This is a genomic window from Streptomyces sp. NPDC093018 (assembly GCF_040684035.1).
Lineage (GTDB): Bacteria > Actinomycetota > Actinomycetes > Streptomycetales > Streptomycetaceae > Streptomyces > Streptomyces murinus.
In genome coordinates this window covers 59422-80792 of sequence record NZ_JBFBFF010000007.1, presented here as the reverse complement: position 1 = coordinate 80792, position 21371 = coordinate 59422, and the positions used below count along the sequence as shown (strand labels likewise).

General features: G+C 73.7%; 18 protein-coding genes. 9 read left to right on the top strand and 9 right to left on the bottom strand.

The annotated features are described in order from the left end of the window. Positions 1 to 38: 38 nt before the first annotated feature. The 3 genes from AB0N90_RS17925 to AB0N90_RS17915 are packed head-to-tail and all read left to right on the top strand — an operon-like array spanning position 39 to position 2293. Entirely contained in the window at positions 39 to 1223 is a 1185-nt protein-coding gene (locus tag AB0N90_RS17925; RefSeq protein ID WP_365197531.1) for a hypothetical protein, read from the top strand. 27 nt (positions 1224 to 1250) lie between these two features. Next, positions 1251 to 1541, top strand: a complete 291-nt coding sequence (locus AB0N90_RS17920) for a DUF1232 domain-containing protein (RefSeq protein ID WP_085568161.1) — start codon at positions 1251 to 1253, stop codon at positions 1539 to 1541. Between the two features lie 29 nt (positions 1542 to 1570). After that, positions 1571 to 2293 carry a 2-phosphosulfolactate phosphatase gene (locus AB0N90_RS17915; protein WP_365197528.1) on the top strand — a complete coding sequence of 241 codons (723 nt, stop codon included), beginning with the start codon at positions 1571 to 1573 and terminating at the stop codon, positions 2291 to 2293. On the opposite strand, the gene AB0N90_RS17910 is transcribed toward AB0N90_RS17915, so the two are convergent. Then, positions 2265 to 3257, bottom strand: coding sequence for a hypothetical protein (locus AB0N90_RS17910; RefSeq protein WP_365197525.1), 993 nt, complete (start codon positions 3255 to 3257; stop codon positions 2265 to 2267). The genes AB0N90_RS17915 and AB0N90_RS17910 overlap by 29 nt on opposite strands. Positions 3258 to 3739: 482 nt before the next feature. Between AB0N90_RS17910 and AB0N90_RS17905 the strand changes: the two genes are divergently transcribed. Then, positions 3740 to 6262, top strand: a complete 2523-nt coding sequence (locus tag AB0N90_RS17905; RefSeq protein ID WP_365197522.1) for a SpoIIE family protein phosphatase — start codon at positions 3740 to 3742, stop codon at positions 6260 to 6262. 286 nt (positions 6263 to 6548) lie between these two features. Beyond that, complete coding sequence (locus AB0N90_RS17900) at positions 6549 to 9170, top strand: SpoIIE family protein phosphatase (protein ID WP_365198051.1); 2622 nt, start codon at positions 6549 to 6551, stop codon at positions 9168 to 9170. Positions 9171 to 9253: 83 nt separating this feature from the next. Here AB0N90_RS17900 and AB0N90_RS17895 read toward each other — a convergent pair whose 3' ends face one another. The 3 genes from AB0N90_RS17895 to AB0N90_RS17885 all read right to left on the bottom strand — a co-directional run bounded on the left by AB0N90_RS17895 (position 9254) and on the right by AB0N90_RS17885 (position 10915). After that, a complete protein-coding gene (locus AB0N90_RS17895) occupies positions 9254 to 9754 on the bottom strand; it encodes a nucleoside deaminase (protein ID WP_361681670.1) in 501 nt (166 codons plus the stop codon). A gap of 31 nt (positions 9755 to 9785) precedes the next feature. Continuing rightward, positions 9786 to 10256, bottom strand: a complete 471-nt coding sequence (gene cynS, locus AB0N90_RS17890) for a cyanase (protein ID WP_361681667.1) — start codon at positions 10254 to 10256, stop codon at positions 9786 to 9788. A 74-nt stretch (positions 10257 to 10330) separates the two neighbouring features. Beyond that, the gene (locus AB0N90_RS17885; protein WP_361681664.1) at positions 10331 to 10915 is read right to left on the bottom strand and encodes a carbonic anhydrase; all 585 of its coding nucleotides are present in this window, start codon (positions 10913 to 10915) and stop codon (positions 10331 to 10333) included. Positions 10916 to 11051: 136 nt separating this feature from the next. Here AB0N90_RS17885 and cynR point away from each other — a divergent pair, with 136 nt between their 5' ends. Further along, a complete protein-coding gene (cynR, locus tag AB0N90_RS17880; protein ID WP_365197518.1) occupies positions 11052 to 12020 on the top strand; it encodes a transcriptional regulator CynR in 969 nt (322 codons plus the stop codon). Here the strand turns inward: cynR and AB0N90_RS17875 are convergent. Continuing rightward, positions 11976 to 13820, bottom strand: a complete 1845-nt coding sequence (locus AB0N90_RS17875) for a glycoside hydrolase family 15 protein (RefSeq protein ID WP_361681658.1) — start codon at positions 13818 to 13820, stop codon at positions 11976 to 11978. The genes cynR and AB0N90_RS17875 overlap by 45 nt on opposite strands. Positions 13821 to 14031: 211 nt before the next feature. Here AB0N90_RS17875 and AB0N90_RS17870 point away from each other — a divergent pair, with 211 nt between their 5' ends. After that, positions 14032 to 14238, top strand: a complete 207-nt coding sequence (locus tag AB0N90_RS17870) for a hypothetical protein (protein WP_037652629.1) — start codon at positions 14032 to 14034, stop codon at positions 14236 to 14238. 140 nt (positions 14239 to 14378) lie between these two features. Here AB0N90_RS17870 and AB0N90_RS17865 read toward each other — a convergent pair whose 3' ends face one another. From AB0N90_RS17865 to efeU, 4 genes are all read right to left on the bottom strand, one after another. Further along, positions 14379 to 14840, bottom strand: coding sequence for a DUF5709 domain-containing protein (locus AB0N90_RS17865; protein WP_365197516.1), 462 nt, complete (start codon positions 14838 to 14840; stop codon positions 14379 to 14381). Positions 14841 to 14937: 97 nt separating this feature from the next. Continuing rightward, positions 14938 to 16089 carry a HoxN/HupN/NixA family nickel/cobalt transporter gene (locus AB0N90_RS17860; RefSeq protein ID WP_365198048.1) on the bottom strand — a complete coding sequence of 384 codons (1152 nt, stop codon included), beginning with the start codon at positions 16087 to 16089 and terminating at the stop codon, positions 14938 to 14940. A gap of 195 nt (positions 16090 to 16284) precedes the next feature. Further along, positions 16285 to 17556, bottom strand: a complete 1272-nt coding sequence (gene efeB, locus AB0N90_RS17855) for an iron uptake transporter deferrochelatase/peroxidase subunit (RefSeq protein WP_365197514.1) — start codon at positions 17554 to 17556, stop codon at positions 16285 to 16287. A 38-nt stretch (positions 17557 to 17594) separates the two neighbouring features. Further along, entirely contained in the window at positions 17595 to 19697 is a 2103-nt protein-coding gene (gene efeU / locus AB0N90_RS17850; protein WP_365197512.1) for an iron uptake transporter permease EfeU, read from the bottom strand. Between the two features lie 230 nt (positions 19698 to 19927). Between efeU and AB0N90_RS17845 the strand changes: the two genes are divergently transcribed. Both AB0N90_RS17845 and AB0N90_RS17840 read left to right on the top strand, forming a co-directional pair. Next, a complete protein-coding gene (locus tag AB0N90_RS17845; RefSeq protein WP_093892875.1) occupies positions 19928 to 20587 on the top strand; it encodes a DedA family protein in 660 nt (219 codons plus the stop codon). A 52-nt stretch (positions 20588 to 20639) separates the two neighbouring features. Then, positions 20640 to 21356, top strand: a complete 717-nt coding sequence (locus AB0N90_RS17840; RefSeq protein WP_365197510.1) for a phosphatase PAP2 family protein — start codon at positions 20640 to 20642, stop codon at positions 21354 to 21356. Positions 21357 to 21371: the final 15 nt, after the last annotated feature.

Here is a 21371-nt window from a genome sequence, read left to right as displayed (position 1 = left end):
ACTGGGAGGCGCACCCGCCCCCATCAGCAGATTGGCTTATGTCGAACTCCGCCACCGACCGCGCCCCCGTCCCGCAGTCCGTCTGGGCGGCCCGCGGCCGTCACACCGGCCCCGCCCCCGAGGACGTCGTCCGCCGTACCCTGCGCCGGCACAAGGAGAGCGGGGACATCGACGACTTCGCCGAGCCCCCCGCCCCCGAGGACACCGCCGAGAGCGACGCACCCCCGACGCTCTTCGAGGCCCGCTGGCGGGCCGGCGGCACCGTGACCGTGCGGGCCCGCCTCACCCTCGTACCCCGGCAGAGCAAGCTCCAGGGGCAAGAGTGGCGGCTCGTCGCGGAGGCCGAGCGGCCGTGGGACGAGGGCTGGCCCTCCCCCGCGACGCTGTTCTGGCCCGAGGGCGGCTCCGGCGACGACGGCTCCTGGGACCACCACCCCACGGTCGCCGGGGTGCGCTTCCGGCAGGTCAACGCGCTGCCCGCGGACGACAAGGAGATGCGCCGCAGGCTGCGGGACGCGGCCCGTGAGGCCTGGTGCGTCAACCTGGTGGTGCACGAGGCGATGACCCCCGACGAGCAGGGCAAGCTGCCGCTCGCCCGGCTGCTGCCGCCCGCCCTGCGGCACCGCGTCGTGGAGCACCGCGCCGCCCCGCACCAGCTGCGCGGCGTCAACTGGGCGCTGAAGGACCTCGGTGTCGAGGTGCCGCGCGGCGGCGCCGTGATCCTGCCGCCGGACCCGGCCCCGGAGGACTACGACGGCGAGCCGCACCGGGTGCGCAGCGTCTTCCTGGACGGCTCCGAGCCCCCGGAACTCCTCGCCGCGCTGCGGCACTTCGTCGCCCTGCCGCGCCCCGCGCCGCAGGACGCGGCCGCGGCGCTGGCGGACCTCAGGGACAACTGGACCCTGATGACCCACCAGGAGGAGCTGGACCGGGAACGGCGCCTGGTCACCATGTACGCGGAGGCGCTGGAGGCCATGACGAAGTCCCGGGACCTGTACAAGCAGGCCGCCGAGCAGGCCCTGGAGGCGCTGGCCGCCTACCGTGACGTACCGGCCCCCGCCCTGCCGCAGCAGCGGCCCGCCGCCAAGGCGCCCACCCCGCTCCAGCAGCTCACCCGGACGTTCGAACGGCTGCGGCTCCCCGGCCTTTCCGGCCGGGCGAAGGCGGCCCCCGAGAACACCGCCGACGGCGCGGTTCCGCCGTCCCCCGACCTGCCGTCGTAAGGCCCCCGTGCCGTACAAGGAGCCCCGATGGACACCACCACCCTGCTGCTGATCATCGCCGCCGTCGTCGCCGCGGGCCTGGCCGCCGGTGCCGTCGTACTGCTCGTACGCCTGGTGCGCACCCGGCGTACGCTGCTGCGGGCCGGGCTGCCCGCGGGGCCGCGCTGGGTGTTCTGGGGCGCGGTGGCGTATCTGCTGCTCCCGACCGATCTGCTGCCCGATCCCATCTACCTGGACGACATCGGCGTGCTGCTCCTCGCCCTGCGCAGCCTGCGCGCCGCCCGGCCAGGGGCCCCGGAGACGCCCCGGCTGCCCTGAACCGGCCGCCCGTACCCGATCATGGTGCGATGCGCACCGTGTTCACCGGGATCCCGGAAGCCCCTGCCGCCCCGGACGTCGCCGTCGTCGTCGATGTGATGCGGGCCTTCACCGTGGCCGCCGCCGCGCTGCGGCGCGGTGCCGAGCGGATCGTGTTCGCCGGGACGCGGCGGGAGGCGCTGGCGCTCAAGGCCCGCAATCCGGGCTGGCTCGCCTTCCAGGACGGGGCGCCGGAGCCGGGCTTCGACCTCGCCAACTCGCCCGCGCGGCTGCGCTCGCTCGATGTACGCGGCCGCACCATTGTGCAGAAGACCACCGCCGGTACGACGGGGGCGCTGGCCGTGGCGGACGCCGGTCTTGTGCTGTGCGCGAGCTTCCTGGTGGCCGGGGCGACCGCCGAGGTGCTGCGCCGGGCCGGGGCGCAGACGGTGACCTTCGTCGTCACCGGGGGCGCCGGGCGGGCCGAGGAGGATCTGGCCTGCGCCGAGTACATCGCCGCCCGGGTGCGCGCCCCGGGCACCGATCCGGGGCCCTATCTGGAACGGGCCCGCCGCTCCGCCGCCGCGGCCGAGCTCGCGGAGGCGGTACGGCGGGGCTGGACGGGCGTGCATCCCGAGGACGTGAAGCTGTGCCTAGAGGCGGACAGCGTGCCGTTCGCGATGGCGGCCGCCCGGGTGGCCGGCCGCCTGGAGCTGCGGGCCGTCGATCAGCCGCCGCTCGGGCTCAACTCCCGCGGCGAACCGGGGCGTTGATCCCGAGCAGGACGGCCAGCACCACCGCGAGCGCCCCGAGCGCGGCCACCGCGGCGGCCGTACCGGCGAGCCAGGGCGGGGCCAGCGTCGCCGCCCACAGCCGTGCCGGGTCCGGCAGCCCGAAGCGACCGCCGAGCACCTGTCCCGCGCCGAGCGCCGCCGTGACCGCGAGGGCGGCCGCCGCCGCGCCGAGCCGGGCGTGCGCCGCGCGCGCGGGCAGGGCGAGGCCCAGGAGCATGCACAGCGCGGAGGCGACGAGCGTGGCGCCGAGCAGCCCGTGGGAGAGCCCGGCCCAGTAGCGGGGCGCGTGCGCGGCTCCGCAGAGGAACACCAGCAGGGCGGCGACGCGGACACCGGTCTCGGCCCGTGGATGCCGGGCGGCTTCCTTCGGCGGGGGCTCCTGGGCGGCGGGGTCGAGCCGGAGGAGCTTGAGCCGGGGCGCCCGGCGCGGCGGGGTCCCGGGCGGCAGCGGGTGGGCGGGCGAGGGGCCCTCGGCGGCCGACGCGTCCCTCTCCGGTGCCGCGGGCGCAAGTTCCCGCACCGGCTGATCGGCGTCCGCGGCCAACCTGCCGATCAGCTCGGTCAGTTCGCCGACGGTGCGCCCGGTGGCCGCGGCCTGTACGGCGGTCTGCCGGCAGCGCGGCTCCAGGGGGGTGCGGTACAGCAGCCGCAGCAGCAGCCCGACCTCGTCCACGGGGCGCTGCCCGGCGGCGGCGCGGAGCACGTGGTCGGCGCCCGCGGGGGTCCGCGGGGGCCGGGTGAGCAGGGCCGCCAGTCGGGTGACATCCGCGACCGAGCGGTCGAGACCCGCCGAGCGGACCGCCTCGGCCAGGGTCCGCGTGTGCTCGGGGGCGCCCTCCAGCAGGGCGACGAGGCGGACGACGTCCTCCAGCGGGCGGGTGGTGACGGCCGTACGGACCAGGCCGAGCAGCGGATCGTCGTACCGGTCGTCCGCCCCGGACACGGACCCCGACCCGGACCCGGGCGCGGCCTCGGGCACGGCATCGTGCGCGAACGCGACAGCAGCCTCGCGCGGAGCCCCGGACCCAGACCCGGCCTCGTGCGGAGCCCCGGACCCGGCCCCGGGCGGCCGCTTTGTCCTGGACCCGGACGGCGGCGCGGACCGCGTCAGGACCCGGACCGGCAGCGCGCGGACACCGGCCGTGACCGGCGCGGGCCGTATGCGGGAGTCGTCGGGACAGGTGGACGAAGAGCGGGTGGTCATCTCGGCTCCAGTGCAGGAGTGCGGCCGCAGCTGTCGCCCCCGACCGCGGCACGCGCAGTACGCAGTCCATTACTAGGAGCCGCTCCCCCGCGCCGCCACCCGGGTGAGGCACTGGTGTGAGCCCCCGCCGTCCCGCCCCCCGCCGGGGTGCGCCCCCTGCTCCTCCTGGCGCATTCTTGCTGTGTGATCCATCCGGAGGCGGACAGGACGAGGTAGGGCCGATGGCGGGCAGCGGGGAGCGGGCGGTCCGTACACGGGCCCGACTGGCCGCGCTGCTGGCGGACGCCTCCACCGCGGCGCTCCGCGCGGCGGGCGGCCGGGTGGCGGGCGTGTATCTGCGCGCCGGCGGCCCGGCCGACGCGCCCGACTTCCTCCGCCTGGCCGTCCTCGCCGGCCTTCCCGGGCCCCTCTTCCGCCCCTGGTGGCGGGTACACGTGGACCGCCCCTTCCCCGTCTGCGACGCCTACCGGCTCGGGCTGCCCGTGGTACTGCCGAACGCGACGGAGGCCGTACGCCGGTATCCGCAGTTCGCGGCGGGGCTGCCGTTCCCCTTCGCCTCGGTGCACATGCCGGTGCCGGGCGGCGGGCCGCTCGGGGTGCTCGCGGTGCTGCGTCCCTCGGCCGGCGACGACGGGGACGAGCCGCTCGACCGGGAACTGCTGGCCAGGCTCGCCGAGGGGCTGGGCACCGAGCTGCTCGCGCTCGCCGACGGGGACCGGGACGCGATCGTCTGGGACGGGGAACCGCAATGCGTACGGCCCCCCGCGACCCGGCCCCCGCAGGCCGCGGTCGGACGCTTCACCTGGGACCCCGCCACCCACGCGGTCCGCGCGGACGACCGGCTGCACACCCTGCTCGGTCTGGCGGCGGGCGACTTCGCGGGCACCGACACCGCGCTCGCCGACGCGCTCGCCCCGACGGAGGCCTACCGGGTGCTGGCCGCACTGCGCGACACCGCCGCCGGGAAGCCGCCGGGCGCGCCGCTGAGCCTGCGGTCGGCCGACGGCGCGTCCCGGCTGCTGGACCTGTGGCCCGCCCCGGACGGCGAGGCGGGGCCGCCCGAGGCGGAGCGCGGCGGCGCGGTGGCGCGGGTCGGCGGGGTGGTGTTCGACCCCGGCCGGGCCGCCCTCGCCGACGGCGCCGCCGACCAGCTGCCGCAGGGCGTGCTCTGCCTGGACCGGCTGGGGACGATCGGGTACGCCAACGCGGCCGCGGCGCGGTTCGCCGGGCGGGCGCGGGAAGCGCTGCTCGGGCGGACGCTGTGGGAGGCGCTGCCCTGGCTGACCGGGCCGCCGTACGACGATCATCTGCGCGGCGCCCTGCTGTCCCCGGAGCCGGTGCACTTCCATGTGCGGCGGCCGGTCGCCGCGGACGGGGCGCGCGCCGGGTACGACGGGTTCGCGGTGTCCGTGTATCCCGGCGACGACCTGCTGACCTGCACGCTCGTCCCGGCCAGCCGGATGGAGGCGCCGGGCGGGCCCCGGCCGCCGGGTCCGGCGGTCGCGGCCGGTCCCTCGATGACGGCGGCGTACCGGCCGATCGCGCTGGCCATCGCGCTGACCGACGCGGTGACGGCCCAGCAGGTGTCGGCGGTGGTGACGCAGGAGCTGCTGCCCGCGTTCGGCGGCCGCCGGCTGGCCATCTACCTGCTCCAGGAGCGGCATCTCCATCTGGCGTGGGAATCGGGCTTCCCGCCGGGCTTCCTGGAGCCGTTCGACGGGGTGGCGCTCGACGCGCGGATCCCGGCCGTGGAGACCCTGGCCACCGGGCGACCGCTGTTCTTCGAGTCGATGCGGCAGCTGGCCGAGACGTACCCGGGGCTGCCGCTGGACGCCGAGAAGGGGTCCCGGGCGTTCCTGCCGCTGATCGCGTCCGGGCGGCCGGTCGGCTCCTGCATCCTCGGCTTCGACCGCCCGCGCGGCTTCAGCGCGGAGGAACGCACGGTGCTCACCGCGCTCGCCGGGCTGATCGCGCACGCGATGGAGCGGGCCCGGCGCTACGACAGCGAGGCGGCCCTCGCCCGGGGCCTCCAGCAGGCCCTGCTGCCGAGCCGTCTCTCGGCGCATCCCCGGGTGGAGACGGCGGGCCGCTATCTGCCGGGCACCCAGGGCCTGGACGTGGGCGGCGACTGGTACGACGTGGTGGAGTCGGGGGACGGTCTCGCGCTGGTCATCGGGGATGTGCAGGGGCACGGGGTGCAGGCGGCGGCGACCATGGGCCAGCTGCGCAGCGCGGTACGGGCGTTCGCGCTGGGCGACCGGCCGCCCGACGAGGTGCTCAGCGGCACCAATCATCTGCTGATCGGCCTGGACCCGGGCCAGTTCGCCAGCTGCTGCTGTCTGCGTCTGGACCCGGCCACCGGGCTGACCCGGATCGCCCGCGCGGGCCACCCGCCGCCGCTGCTGCTCTCCCCCGGCGGCCGGGCCCGGCCGCTGGACATCCCCGGCGGTGTCGTCCTCGGGGTGGATCCGGCGGCGCGCTATCCGGTGACCGAGCTGGTCCTCGAACCGGACGCGATCCTCGCGCTGTACACGGACGGGCTGGTGGAGCGGGCGGGCGCCGACATCGACGACGGGATCGGCGAGCTGTGCCGGGGCCTGGACCGGGCGGGCGCGGCCGCCGGGCGGCGCGACGGCCTCACCCTGTCCGGGGTCGCCGACCGCCTCACCGCCGCCGCCCGGCACGCCGATGCCCGCCCCGACGACGTGGCCCTGCTCCTGGCGAGGAGACTGCGCCATGGGTAGCCGGCCGGTCCGCTCGCGGTGGCTGCCGACGGCCGGGCGGAGATGGCGCGTCGAACGCCTGCGCCCCTTCCGCGCGCTTCTTCCACGGGCCCGCCTCATCCGCCTCCCCCGACGCCCGCTCCCCGGGGTGACGGTCTCGCCTGATGGCGTCGGGCAGTGTAGACATGGGCACATGGTGCGACTGCCCGGCCGGCCAGTGTCCCGGCCGCCCCGACCTTTCGGGCACCCGCGCGCACCACTGGCCCCGCCGCCGGACGGCCCCGGTGCGAACGGCGACCGGCCGGGGATGCTGTGGGCGGCGGTGACCGGACGCAGCGTCGCCGGCCAGGTGTTCGTGCTCCAGGTCGTGATCGTGCTGCTGCTGGTGGTCTCGGCGGTGGTGGCCCAGGTCCTCCAGGTGCGCCACGACAGCGACACCGAGGCCCGCAACCGCTCCCTCGCGGTGGCCCAGACGTTCGCCAACGCGCCCGGCACGGCCGCCGCGCTGCGCTCACCGGACCCGACGGCGATCCTCCAGCCGAAGGCCGAGGCCGCCCGCAAGGCGACCGGCGTGGACTTCATCGTCGTGATGAGCACCCAGGGGATCCGCTACACCCACCCCCATCCCGACCGCATAGGCAAGAAGTTCGTCGGCACCATCGGCCCGGCCGTGGCCGGCGGCACGGTCGTGGAGAAGGTCAACGGCACGCTCGGACCGCTGGTGCAGAGCGTGGTCCCGGTCAAGGACGCGAACGGCACCGTGGTGGGACTGGTGTCGGCCGGCATCACCACCGCGCATGTGGGCGGGACCGCCGACCAGCAGCTGCCCCTGCTGCTGGCCGCCGCGGCCGCGGCGCTCGCGCTGGCCACCGCGGGCACCGCGCTGGTCAGCAGACGGCTGCTGCGCCAGACCCACGGACTCGGGCCGTACGAGATGACCCGGATGTACGAGCATCACGACGCGGTGCTGCACGCGGTCCGCGAGGGTGTGCTGATCGTCGGCCGCGACGGGCGGCTGCTGCTCGCCAACGACGAGGCGCAGCGCCTGCTCGATCTGCCCGAGAACGCCGAGCGCCGGCATGTACTGGAGCTGGGCCTGGACGACGACACGGCGCGGCTGCTGGCCTCGGGACGGGTGGCGACGGACGAGGTGCACCTGGTCAAGGACCGCCTCCTGGCGATCAACCAGCGGCCGACCGAACTGCGCGGCGGCCCGGCCGGCAGCGTCACCACCCTGCGCGACTCCACCGAGCTGCGGGCGGTGTCCGGGCGCGCCGAGGTGGCCCGGGAGCGGCTGAACATGCTGTACGACGCCGGGGTGGGCATCGGCACCAGCCTGGACGTGACCCGCACCGCCGAGGAACTGGCGGAGCTGGCGGTGCCCCGGTTCGCGGACTTCACGACCGTGGACCTGTTCGAGCCGGTGCTGCACGGAGAGGAGCCGCGGCCCGGGAGCGATCTGCGCAGGGTGGCCTGTGTGGGCATCCGCAAGGACTCCCCGCTGTATCCGGTGGACCACCGGATCCGGTTCGTCGCGACCTCGCCGCAGGCCCACAGCCTGACGACCGGGCAGTCGGTGGTGGAGCCGCGGCTGCGCGACGCGCCGGGCTGGCGGGCGCAGGAGCCGGAGCGCACGGACAAGGTGGTGGAGTACGGCATCCACTCGCTGATCACCGTGCCGCTGCGGGCGGGCAGCCTGGTGCTGGGCGTGGCGAACTTCTGGCGGGCGGAGAAGCCGCAGCCGTTCGACATCGAGGAGCTGGCGCTGGCCGAGGAGCTGGTGGCGCGGGCCGCGGTGTCCATCGACAACGCCCGCCGGTACACGCGCGAGCACAGCATGGCGGTGACCCTCCAGCGCAGCCTGCTGCCGCGGACGCTGCCCGAACAGGGCGCGCTGGAGATCGCGTACCGGTATCTGCCGGCGCAGTCCGGGGTGGGCGGCGACTGGTTCGACGTGCTGCCGCTGTCCGGGGCCCGGGTGGCGCTCGTGGTGGGCGACGTGGTGGGGCACGGGCTGCACGCGGCGGCGACGATGGGGCGGCTGCGCACGGCCGTGCACAACTTCTCCGCGCTGGACCTGCCCCCCGATGAACTGCTCGGTCTGCTGGACGAGCTGGTGGGCCGGATCGACCAGGACGAGACCCCGGACGAGGGCGCCGCGGTCACCGGGGCGACCTGTCTGTACGCGGTGTACGACCCGGTGTCCCGGCGGTGCACCATGGCCCGCGCGGGGCATCCGCCGCCCGCGCTGGTGCATCCCGACGGGCGAGTGGAGTTCCCGGAGCTGCCGGCCGGGCCGCCGCTGGGCCTGGGCGGGCTGCCGTTCGAGACGGTCGATCTGGAACTGGCCGAGGGCAGCAGGCTGGTGCTGTACACGGACGGCCTGGTGGAGGACCGGGAGCGGGACATCGACGTCGGTCTTGAGCTGCTGGGTGACGCCCTGCGCCGGACGCCGGACAGTTCCCCGGAGACGACCTGCCGTACCGTGCTGGAGGGGATGCCGGGCCGGCCGAGCGACGACGTGGCGCTGATCGTGGCCAGGACCCGGGTGCTGGGTGCGGACCAGGTGGCCGAGTGGGAGGTGCCGTCCGATCCGGCGGCCGTCTCCGAGGTGCGCTCCGCGGTGACCCGGGCGCTGGAAGCGTGGGGCCTTGAGGAGCTGGCGTTCACGACCGAGCTGATCCTCAGCGAGCTGGTCACCAACGCCATCCGCTACGGGCGGCCCCCGATCGGGGTACGGCTGCTGCGCGACCGCACCCTGATCTGCGAGGTCTCCGACCGCAGCACGACCTCCCCGCATCTGCGCTACGCGGCGAGCACGGACGAGGGCGGCCGGGGCCTGTTCCTGGTGGCACAGGTCGCCGACCGCTGGGGGACCCGCTACACGCCGAACGGCAAGATCATCTGGGCGGAGCAGCCACTGCCGTAGGGGCTCGCTCCGCCCGGACCCTGCCGCCCGGCGCGCGGGGCGACCGGCGGTGGGGCGCCGGTCGGTCGGCGGTGGGGCGCCGGTCAGTGGGCGGTGGGGGCGCCGGTGACGCGGCGCTCGCCGCCGTTGCGGCGCCGCCACATCCGGTAGACCTCCACCGCGTCCTCGCGCGGCTCGTGCCGCATCGGCAGCCGGCGCTCGTCCCAGTTCTTGCCGAACTCCTCGTAGAAGGTGTCCAGTTCGAAGTACTTGCGGTCGTCGACGTAGTACGGCTCGTAGGCGTCGCGGGTGGTGAGGAAGACGACCTCGTCCGGCGAGCAGTAGTACAGCGAGCCCAGGCACATCGGGCAGGGGTGGGCGAGGACGTAGATGGTCGTCCCGGTCAGGTGCTCGGTGCCCAGCTTCACGCAGGCCTCGCGGATGGCGAGGATCTCCGCGTGCGCGGTGGGGTCGCCGGTCTGGGCGACCCGGTTGGGGCTCTCGGCGAGGATCTCGCCGTCCTTGACGATGACGGTCGCGAACGGGCGGCCGCCCTCGGCGACATTGTGGCGGGCGAGGTCGATGGTGCGCCGGACGAAGTCCATGCTGTCCTCCTGGGAGGTGGGGGTGGGGCGGTCAGAAGGGCTTGGTCGGCAGGTACTTGCCGTCCAGGGTGATGACGGCGCGCTCGCCGCCCTCGGGGTCGGCGACCTTCTTGACGTCGAGCCTGAAGTTGATCGCGGAGATGATGCCGTCGCCGAACTCCTCGTGGACCAGGGCCTTGAGGGTGGTGCCGTAGACCTGGAGCATCTCGTAGAAGCGGTAGATCGTCGGGTCGGTGGGGACCGCGCCGGGGATCGAGCCGCGGGTGGGGACGGTGGTCAGCAGCAGCGCGGCGTCCGCGTCGAGGCCGAGCAGTGCGGCGACGGCCTCGGCGGCCTCCGCGGGCAGGGCGTGCTGGCCGAGGACGGCGGCGGTGGTGAAGGCGACCGACAGGCCGGAGGCGTCGGCGATCTGCTGCCAGGAGAGGTCCTTGCGCGTCTTGGCCTCGACGGCGGCGGCGGCCAGGAGCTGACGGGCGGTGGGGTCGAACTGGGCGTGGATCATGGGTGATCGTTCCTCACTGTGTGGATGGAGCGGGTGCCGGACCGCCCGGTCGGGGCCGGTCCGGGGGTCGGTCGTCAGGCCGCGAGCGGGGCGGCGGCCGTCAGGTCCTCGACGCTGCCGGTGGCGATGTCGAAGACCCAGCCGCGCACCGTGACCTGCCGCCGCGCCAGGGCGCGGGCGACGCAGGGGTGGGTGGCCAGGTTCGCCAGCTGGGCCAGCACGTTCTGCCGTACCAGGGCGGGCACGTCCGCGGTGCCCGGGGTGCGGGCCACCGAGGCGTCGGCGAGTCGCAGCCAGTCGGCGACCGCGGGGGCGCCGCTGAGGTCGTGACCGTGGGCGAGGGCGGTCATCGCACCGCACGCGGAGTGCCCGCAGACGACGATGTCCCGTACGCCGAGCGTGCCGACGGCGTACTCGATGCTCGCCGCGACCCCGTCGGCGCCCGGGGTGCGGGCGGGGACGAGATTGCCGGCGGTGCGGATGACGAACAGCTCGCCGGGCTCACAGCCGGTGATCAGCTCGGGCACGACGCGGGCGTCGGAGCAGCCGATGAACAGCGTGTGCGGCGTGTGCTGCGCGGCCAGCCGGCTGAACAGCTCCCGCTTGGCGGGGAAGACGTCCTGCTGGAAGCGCGCGACGCCGTGGGCGAGGTCATGCATGGGGTCACTCCCTTTCGTGGCGCCCGGCCCGTGGGGCCCGGCGAGATCCACCATGCATGACCTCGGGCTATAGCGTCCAAGACGTGCTGGGCATGGAAGCTATTGATGCCATCTATGGGCGTCTATAGTCGTCGTCATGGCCCTGGAACTGCGTCATCTGCGCTATCTGCTCGCCGTGGCCGAGCACGGCAGCTTCACCCGTGCCGCCGAGGAGCTGCACATCTCCCAGCCCACGCTGTCCCAGCAGATCAAGCAGCTCGAACGGACCCTCGGCAGCCAGCTGCTCGACCGCACCGGGCGCACCATGCGCCTCACCGACGCGGGCGAGGCGTACGCCCACCACGCGCGGGGCGCGCTGCACCAGCTGGCCGCCGCCGAGCGCGCCGTCCACGATGTCCGGGACCTGACGCGCGGGCGGCTGCGGCTGGCGGTCACCCCCACGTTCACGGCCTATCTCGTGGGCCCGCTCACCGCCGAGCTGCACGACCGCCACCCCGGCATCACCCTGACCGTGCGGGAGACCACCCAGGACCGGATCGAAACGGGGCTGCTGGCCGACGAGTTCGACCTCGGCATCGCCTTCCGGGGCAGCCATCTGCCGGGCCTCACCGCGACCGCCCTGTTCACCGAGACGCTCACCCTGGTCACCGGTGGCCCCGGCAACTGCGCCGCCACCGGCGGTGGTTCGGCCGCGCTGCCGGTACGGGACCTCGCCGACCGCCAACTCGCGCTGCTCAGCGGCGATTTCGCCACCCGCGGTCATATCGACGCGTATCTGGAGCGGCACGGCGTCAGTCCGCGCATCGCGGTGGAGGCCAATTCCATCCAGGCCCTGACCGAGGTCGTGCAGCGCACCTCCCTGGCCACCGTGCTGCCGGACGCGATCACCCATGACCATCCCCGGCTCGCCCCCGTACCGCTCGACCCCGCCCTGCCGACCCGCACGGTCACCCTCCTCGCCCGCGCCGACGCCTACCGCAGCGCCGCGACCCTCGCCTTCACCCGCCTCACCCGGGACCTGGTGCGCAGCCGCGGATACACGGCCCCCGCCCGGGACGGGTCAGCCGAGGGCGCGGTCGAGGTTGAAGGCGGCGCTGATCAGTGAGAGATGGGTGAACGCCTGCGGGAAGTTGCCCTGTTGCTCGCCGGTGCGGCCGATCTCCTCGGCGTACAGGCCGAGATGGTTGGCGTAGGTGAGCATCTTCTCGAAGGCGAGCCGGGCCTCGTCCACCCGGCCGGCCCGCACCAGCGCCTCGACGTACCAGAAGGAGCAGATGGAGAAGGTGCCCTCGTCGCCGCGCAGCCCGTCGGGGCTGACCAGCGGGTCGTAGCGGTAGACCAGCGAGTCGGAGACGAGTTCCTCGGTGAGGGCGTCCAGGGTGGACAGCCACTTGGGGTCGGTGGGGGCGATGAACTTGGCGAGCGGCATCATCAGCACGGAGGCGTCCAGCACATCGCCGTCCTCGTGCTGCACGAAGGCGTGCCGCCGCTCCGACCAGCCCCGGTCCATGATCCGCCGGTAGATCGCGTCCCGGGTCTGCCGCCAGCGCAGCAGCTCGGCGGGCAGCCCGCGCCGGTTGGCGAGCCGGATGGCGCGTTCCACCGCGACCCAGCACATCAGCCGCGAGTACAGGAAGTTCTTGCGGCCGCCCCGGGTCTCCCACACGCCCTCGTCGGGCTGGTCCCAGTGCTCGCAGACCCATTCGACCAGCTGGGTCACGTCGTCCCACTGCGCGCTGGAGATGGGCTGGGCCCATTTGTCGAACAGGTAGACGGAGTCGATCAGGGCGCCGTAGATGTCGAGCTGGAGCTGGTCGGCTGCGGCGTTGCCGACCCGGACCGGGGCGGAGCCCTGGTGGCCCTCCAGATGGGGCAGCTCGCGCTCGGGCAGGTCGGTGCGGCCGTCGATGCCGTACATGATCTGGAGCGGGCCGGAGGCGGCGCCGTCGCCGGGGCTGATGTGGGTGGTGAGGAAGCGCATGAACGCCTCGGCCTCGCCGCTGAAGCCGAGCCGCAGCAGCGCGTACACCGCGAAGGCCGCGTCGCGCACCCAGACGTACCGGTAGTCCCAGTTGCGCTCGCCGCCGAGCTGCTCGGGCAGGCTGGTGGTGGGGGCGGCGACGATGGCCCCGGTGGGGGCGTAGGTGAGCAGCTTGAGGGTCAGGGCGGAGCGGTGCACCATCTCGCGCCAGCGGCCCCGGTAGCGGGACTGCTGGAGCCAGCGCCGCCAGTAGGCGACGGTCGCGTTGAACTCGTGCTCGGCCTCGGCGTGGGCGCAGCCGCGCGGGGCGATGGCGCTGTCGGCCTGGTCGAGGGCGAACACCGCCGTCTCGCCCTCGCCGAGCTTGAACTCGGCACACGCGTCGCGGCCGTCGCACTCCATGGCCACGGTCGCGGTGAGCGCGAGCGCCAGGTCCGGCGACTCGAACAGCAGTGTGTCGTCCAGGTCGCGGACGGTGTGCGGGGCGGCGCCGTAGTCGAAGCGGGGGGCGACCAGGGCGCGGAAGGGCACATGGCCGCGCACGCACACCACCCGCCGGATCAGCCGGTGCCGCACCGTCTCGCAGGGCTGCCCGGCATCGGCGGTGACCGGCATGAAGTCCTGCACCTCGCCGACGCCCTCCTCGGTGAAGAAGCGGGTGATCAGCACATTGGTGTCGGGGAAGTAGAACTGCTTGGTGCGGGCCGGGACGGCGGCGGCCAGCTCGAAGCAGCCGCCGCGTTCGGCGTCCAGGACGGCCGCGAAGACGCTGGGCGAGTCGAAGGACGGCGAGCAGTACCAGTCGATGGTGCCGTTGCTGCCGACCAGGGCGACGCTGCGCAGGTCGCCGATCAGGCCGTGCTCGGCGATGGGCAGGTAGCGGGGGCTCGCGGAGGTGTCCGCGGCGAACGGCGTCTGGCTCATCGGCGGCCTCCCGGTGCGGGTGCGCGAACTCGTCCCGCGTTCTCTCCAGCTTAGGAGCGAGTGAGGCGCGGTGGAGTGGGCAGGCGCTTCTCACCCGTCCCGGCGTGCCCTCCGGATGCAGGGTGCGCCGCGGCGGGCAATGGTTGAGGGTGTGCCCCGTTCGGCGGCACCGGCACGGATGCGGTCATCCGGACCGAGGAGGAGGCAACACATGTCGACATCCGCAACTGGAGGGTCCCGGTCGCCCGACGACCACTGCACCCCGGACTCCCTGCTCCACTCGGCTCCCCAGCAGGACGTCACCCCGGAGGACCTGGTGATGGCGGCCGGGCGGGACGTCACCCCGAAGACGCTCGACTGGGCGCGCCGCAAGCTGGAGACGGAGGGTCCGTCGGCGATCGAGAAGCTTCTTCCCTGACGGGGGTGAACGGGGGCGGACGGGGGGCCAGGGCGGGCGGCGCGGATGGGCGCCGCCCGCCCTGGCCCGGTCCGTGCGCGGAGCGGTACGCGGAAGCGGTACGCGGTCAGGTACGGGACACCGGCCGGAGCGCGCGCCCGTCACTCCGGCTGATCCCGCTCGTCCGGTACGACGTGCACCGCGGCCTCCTCCGCGCCCGCCGCGCCCCCGTCGATGCCCACGTCCTCGGCGAAGGTGTCCGCTCCCGGGTCCCGGGGCGCCAGTCGGCCCGCGCGGAACTCGCCCGCCTCGGGGTCGAGGGGTTCGCCCTCGCCGCCCGGCAGGTCGCCGATGCCGTCGCCCGCCGGTTCGTCCGGGTCGGGGACCTCCTGGCGGAGCCGCTGGTCCAGGGACTCCCCCGCGCGCTGCTCGGCGGCGGTGGTGCCGTACCTGGTGACGCCGAGGGGCCGTTCGGGCGGCGAGTAGCCCTCGTCCAGCATGTCGTCGTACGAGCGTTCGCCGACCGCGTCCTCGGGATCCACGGGTGCGGCGTCCGCCTGTTCCTCATCGGTCCCGGTGGGCTGGTAGGCGTCGTCCCCCGGGGGAGTCTGCGCGTCGCTCATCGTCGCCTCCTTCGGTGTTCGCGCGGCGGTCCCGGTCCGCGTTTCCCGCAGCCGGGACGTCAACCCCGCGAATACCGGATCGGCCGGTGCGACCGGGTCAGTCGGCGGACTGCTCCGCCAGGCCCGAGGTCCACTTCTCCTCGATGCGGCCCGCCTTCCACACCAGCAGCGCGAGCGCCCAGGTGACGAAGAACAGGCCGACGATCACGAAGCCGACCGTGTTGAGGTCGAGTCCTGCGACCCAGTCCCAGAAGAAGCCGTGCAGGTCCATCTTGTCGGCGAGCAGGCCGAGGAGTTCGACGGTGCCGATGATGAGGGCGACGGCGACGGACAGGCCGGTGATGGTGAGGTTGTAGTAGACCTTGCGGACCGGCTTGGAGAACGCCCAGCCGTAGGCGAAGTTCATGAACGAGCCGTCGATGGTGTCCAGCAGCGACATCCCGGCCGCGAACAGCACCGGCAGGGTGAGGATCGCGTACCAGGGCAGTCCGGAGGCGGCGCCGGAACCGGCGAGGACCAGCAGGGCGATCTCGGTCGCGGTGTCGAAGCCGAGCCCGAACAGCAGGCCCAGCGGGTACATCTGCCACGGCTTGCTGATCGAGCCGGTGACCCGGCCCAGCAGCCGGTTCATGAAGCCCCGGTTGTTGAGCTGGGTCTCCAGGGCGGCCTCGTCGTACTGGCCGGTGCGCATCGTGCGGAAGACCTTCCAGATGCCGGCCAGGATGACGAGGTTGATCGCGGCGATCAGGTAGAGGAAGGCGCCGGAGACGGTCGTACCGATGAGGCCGGTGACCTCGTGCAGATGCGAGTTGTCGTTCTGGACCGGTCCGGCCAGGGACTTCATGCCCAGGGAGAGCAGCAGGGCGAGGCCGAAGACGATGCTGGAGTGGCCGAGGGAGAACCAGAAGCCGACGGACAGCGGACGCTGCCCCGAGCCCATCAGCTTGCGGGTGGTGTTGTCGATGGCCGCGATGTGGTCGGCGTCGAAGGCGTGCCGCATGCCCAGGGTGTAGGCGGTCACGCCGATGCCGATGCCGAAGGACTCGCTGCCGACGCTGAAGTGCCGGGGCGCGATGACGCCGACCAGGGTGCCCCAGCCGATGATGTGCAGGGCCAGCACGAAGGCGGCCATCGAGCCGACCCTGACCCACTCCTGGCGCGTCATGGAGCGGCGGACGCGTTGCCAGGCCGACGGCTTGGCGCCGGCCTGTGCGGGGAGGGACGGAGCGGAACCAGGGGCGGCCGTCATCGGGAGGGTCATTCCTAACGTCGTACGGGTACGGCTGCACACCACAGCCTTGTGCCATCTTCCCGTACTTGCAATTGATGTGCAGTAAAGGCGACGGCAGGCCTTTCCCATGGTCAGGAAAAGACCATGAACAGGAAAAGGCCGCTCCCCAGGGCGGGGGGAGCGGCAAAGAGGCGCCGGGGGCCGGGTGTCCGGTCAGCCGGAGAACATGCCCCGGCCCAGCCAGTCCTCGGTGTCCCGGACGCCCGGCAGGGCGAAGAAGTAGCCGCCGCCGGTCGGGGAGATGTAGTCCACCAGGGGCTCGTCGATCAGCCGGGTCTGTACGGCCTCGAACTGGCGCTTGACGTCCTGCTGGTAGCAGCAGAAGACGAGGCCCATGTCGAGGTTGCCGACATTGTCCGCACCCCGGTCGTAGTTGTAGCCGCGCCGCAGGATGCGGGAGCTGTCCGACGCCGCGGTGCGCGGGTTGGCGAGCCGGATGTGGGCGTCCATCGGGATCGCGTTGCCGTGCGGGTCCTTCACGTAGTTCGGGGCGTCGGTCTCCTTGGCGCCGTCCAGCGGGGCGCCGGTGTCCTTGCGGCGGCCGAACATCTTCTCCTGCTCGGTGAGCGAGACCCGGTCCCAGAACTCGACCAGCATCCGGATGATCCGGATCACCTGGTAGCTGCCGCCGGTGGCCCAGGCGGGCTCGCCCTGCCCGTCGCCGACCCAGATCAGCTTGTTCGTCTCACGGGCGGAGTTGACGTCCGGGTTGGCGATGCCGTCCTTGAAGCCGAGCAGGTTGCGCTGGGCGCCGGTGGGCCGGGGCGCGTTCTGGAAGCCGTCGATGCGCCACTTGACCTGCATCGCGCCGCGGGTGTGCCGGGCGATGTCGCGCAGGGCGTGCAGCACGGTGTCCCTGCTCTGCGCGCAGATCTGCAGGGAGAGGTCGCCGTGGCACTCGGCCGGGTTCGGATTGTCGTTCGGGAAGGTCCGCATGGGGACGAGCCGGGCGGGCCTGGCCTTGGCGAGGCCGTAGCGGTCGTCGAAGAGGGAGGTGCCGACGCCGAGCGTGAGGGTGAGGCCGTCCGCGGGGACCTCGGGGCCGAGGATGCCGTTGTCGGCGGGCGGCGCGCCGACGCCGAGGTCGGCGGGGGTGCCGCCGGAGGTGAGGAAGCGGGCCCGCTCGGTGATGGTCCTCAGCAGATCGGCGAGGCCGCGGCGGTCGTCGGCTATGACGTCGAAGGAGACGAACGCGGCGGCGGCCGGCTGCGGGGTGATGATCCCGGCCTGGTGGGCGCCGTGGAAGGGCACCTTCGTACGGGCGTCCGGACCGCTCGGCCGGGCCTGGGCCGTGCCACCGCTCTCGGCGAGCGCGAAACCACCGCCGGCCAGGACCGCTCCGGCGGCACCGGCGCCCAGCGCGCCGCGCACGAAGGAGCGGCGGGCGGGGCCGACGGGGCAGGACGGCGTGTCGGCGGTGGACATGGGCGGGTTCCCTTCGGGGTGCGGCTGCGCGGTGGTCATCAGGCGGACTTCCGGATCTCCAGCAGGTCCGGGATCGGCGCGAGGTCCTCCAGGAGCTGGCCGGTCGCCCCGTCCAGGCGCCGGCGGTCGGCGTCGGAGAGCTTCTCCACGGGGGTCCAGTGGCCGCCGTCGTGCTGCGCGTCCAGCAGCTTCTGCACCCGGTCGATGTCGGTGCCGACGGCCGGCAGCACCTTGGGGGCGCGGTCGGTGAGCAGCGGCTTGAGGACGGTGAGCAGTTCGCGGGTGCCGGCGAGGTTGGCGTCGGCGGTGGCGAGGTTGGTGCCGCTGCCCTCGTCGGTGTCGCCGGTCAGCTCGAACTGGAGGGTGTTCTCCAGGATCTCGTGGGCGCGCAGCGGCAGGTCGCCGGGGTCGAAGTCCTGGCTCGGGAAGGCCTTGCCCAGCCCGGCCACATCCGCGCTGAGCTGCCGCGCGGGTCCGGTCAGCTCCTTGGCCGACCCGCCGTGCCACAGGCCGTACTCCAGGCGCAGGAAGCCGCTGAAGTCCTTGTCCCGCTCACCGCCGGGCAGTCCGTCGGCGCGGCCGTCGATCTTCTTGTCGAAGTCCTCGAAGGTGCCGTAGGCGGCGCCGAGCGAGGCATAGGTGCGGTGGGCGGTGAGCCAGTCGGTGCGGGCCTTGCCGAGGTGGCCGCCCTCGATGTCGTGCTGGAGGGTGCGGGTCTGCCCGGCGAGGGTGTCCAGGCCCTTGCCGACGTACGCCTTGTACGACTTCAGGGGGGCTGCGAGGTCCTGCTCGGAGACGGGGGCGACCGGCTTCGCGGCGCCGCCGCCGGTGACGGTGACCGCCTTGGAGGTGACGGCCTTGCCGCTGGCGGGGACGCAGCGCCAGGCGTAGGTGCCGCCGGCCACGGTGGCGACGAGGTCGCGGGTGGTGCCGGGGGCGAGGCCCTCGATCTCGCCGTAGACCGCGTCGGTGGACGGGTCGACCAGGTAGACCTCGGAGGCCTGGCGGCCGGTGTTGTGCATCTGGAAGGTCTGCCGGCCGGGCTCGGGCGCGGTGAAGCCCTTGCCGCAGTCGGTCTCGGATACGGCGACGGTCTGGTCACCGGCGGGCTTGGGGCGGCCGAGGGCGACGAAGAGTCCGGCGACGACGGCGGGTACGGCGACGACAGCGGCCGGGACGACCCAGACCGGGCGGCACCGGGCGGTGGCGGGCTTCGGCGCGGCGGATCCCTCGCCGGATCCCTCGGCGGATCCGTCGCCAGATCCGTCAGCGGACCTCTGGGTGGCCGATTCGGGCTCGGGCTCGGGCTCGGGCCGGGCCTTGGGCGCGGTGACGCGTACCCCGCGCACGAACAGGGTCATCACCACGGCGAGGTAGGCGACGTAGGCGACCACCTGGAGCCAGGTCATGGTGGGCATCAGATTGAAGACGCCCTGGACCAGGGTGCTGTACCAGGAACCGGCGTCGATGCTGCCGGCGAGGTCGACGGCGTAGGCCGTCCTGCCGGGCAGGACGCCGCCCTCCTGGAGGTCGCGCAGTCCGTAACCGAGGACGCCGGCGGCGATGACGATCAGGACGACGCCGGTCGCGGTGAAGAACTTCGTCAGATTGATCTTCAGGACCCTGCGGTACAGGCCCCAGCACAGCCCCGCCGCGAGGACCAGGCCGATGGCGGCGCCGGTCAGCGGGCTCGCGGACTCACCGGCCGCCTGGGCGGTGGTCCACAGGAACAGGGCGGTCTCCAGGCCCTCGCGGCCGACGGCCAGAAAGGAGGTGAGGACCAGCATGCCGGAGCCCATGGCGAGGGCACCGGTGACCTTCTGCTTCAGCTCGCTGGAGAGATTGCGGGCCGAGCGGCGCATCCAGAACACCATGGCGGTGACGAACGCGACGGCGATCACGCTGAGGACGCCGCCGAAGGCCTCCTGGGCGGTCTGCGGCATGGACGCGGCGGTGAAAGTGAGCACCGCGCCGAAGCTCATCGCGACGGCGATCGCCGCCAGCACACCGGTCCACACCTGCGGCAGCCGTGAGCGGGCCTCGGCGCGCACCAGGGTGGCGACCAGGATGGAGACGATGAGTCCGGCTTCCAGTCCCTCCCTCAATCCGATCAGGAAACTCGGAAACGCGTCGTCCCACATGCCCTGCGGCCCTCCCGGAAAACCTGCGAAGGCATGCGAAATAAGCGAAGGCATGCCTTACCTTCGCGACCATGATGACCACACCTTCGCAGGCATCCGGTCATGAACCGGCAATCCCCGGGCAAAGTCCGGGAAGGATCCCCTGTCCATGTCCGCCGATCACCGGGCGAGCGTCTACAAATGTGTAGTCACATGTTGTCGAAGCAAGTCGAAGGAAAGGGTGTGCGGCCGTGGCCACTCCCCCACATCTGGCGTCGCAGCTCGCGGTCAATGTGCTCGACGCCCACTCGCTGCTGGCCGCCTTCGGCGTCTTCGGCGTCGGCGTGGTGCTCTTCGCGGAGACCGGTCTGCTGATCGGGTTCTTCCTGCCCGGGGACTCGCTGCTGTTCACGGCGGGTCTGCTGTGCACCGGCGCGGCCGACCGCGGGCTGCATCTCTCGCTCGGCCCGCTGCTGGTCGCGGCGGCGCTCGGCGCCCTGGCGGGCTCCCAGTGCGGGTTCCTGATCGGCCGCAAGGCGGGCGGCGCGCTGCTGGCCCGCACCCGCTCGGCGAAACTGCGCGAGGGCGCGCAGCGCGCGGAGGAACTGCTGGACCGGTACGGCCACGCGAAGGCGATCGTGCTGGCGCGCTTCGTGCCGGTGGTGCGTACGGTGCTGAACCCGATGGCGGGCGCGCTCGGCGTACCGGCCCGTACCTTCACCCTGTGGCAGGTGATCGGCGGCCTGGTCTGGAGCCTCGGTCTCACCCTGGGCGGATACGCGCTGGGGTCCTCGATCCCGAACGTGGACAAGTACCTGCTGCCGGTGATCGCGCTGATCGTCCTGGTCTCGCTGATCCCGCTCGCGGCGGAGGTGCTGCGCTCGCGCAGGGCGGCGAAGGAGACGCCGTGACGTGCCCGGCGGCACACGAGCGGGCGCTTCGTGCGGCGGGGGCGTCCCGGGCGTGGCCGCTGCCCGCGTCGTGAGCCCCCGAAGGACCGCGGCCGTCGTCGGTCTCGGTGTCTGCGCCTGGTCCGCGTTCGCGGCGCTGACCCTGATCGTGGTCCTGCGGCAGGGCACCCCGCTCCCTCCGGACCGTGCCCTGCTCGCCTGGTCCCTCGGGCACCGGCCGCCGGTGGCGGTCGCCGCGGCGCGCGCACTGACCGGCACGGGCACGGGCGCGGTGCCGTACACCCTGGCGATCGCGGCCGGGCTGATCGCGGGCCGTACGGCACGGCAGCGGTGTGCCGCCGCCCTCATGGGCCTGCTCTGCCTGGGTCTCGGGCAGGCGGTGCGGTACGGCGTGATGACCCTGGTCGGCCGGGTCCGGCCCCCGTACGAGGACTGGGATGCGCTCGCCTCCGGCTGGTCGTACCCCTCCGGGCACACCACCACCTCGGCCCTTGCGGCCGGACTGCTGATCACGGCGCTGTGGCTGCGCGCCCCGTACGGCCGGGGCGCGCTGGCCTTCCTGGCCGCCTGCTGGGGCGCGGGGGTCGGGCTGACCCGGATCTTCCTCGGGGTGCACTGGTTCACCGATGTACTGGGCGGCTGGCTGTTCGCGGCGGGCTGGCTCGCCCTGCTGTTCACGGCGGCGGCCCGGTGGCTGCCCACCGGCGTCAGGCCCGGCGCTGACGTCAGGCCCGGCGCTGCGGAGCCCGGTTCCGGAAAGGCTCCGTAGTCCGGTTCCGGAAAG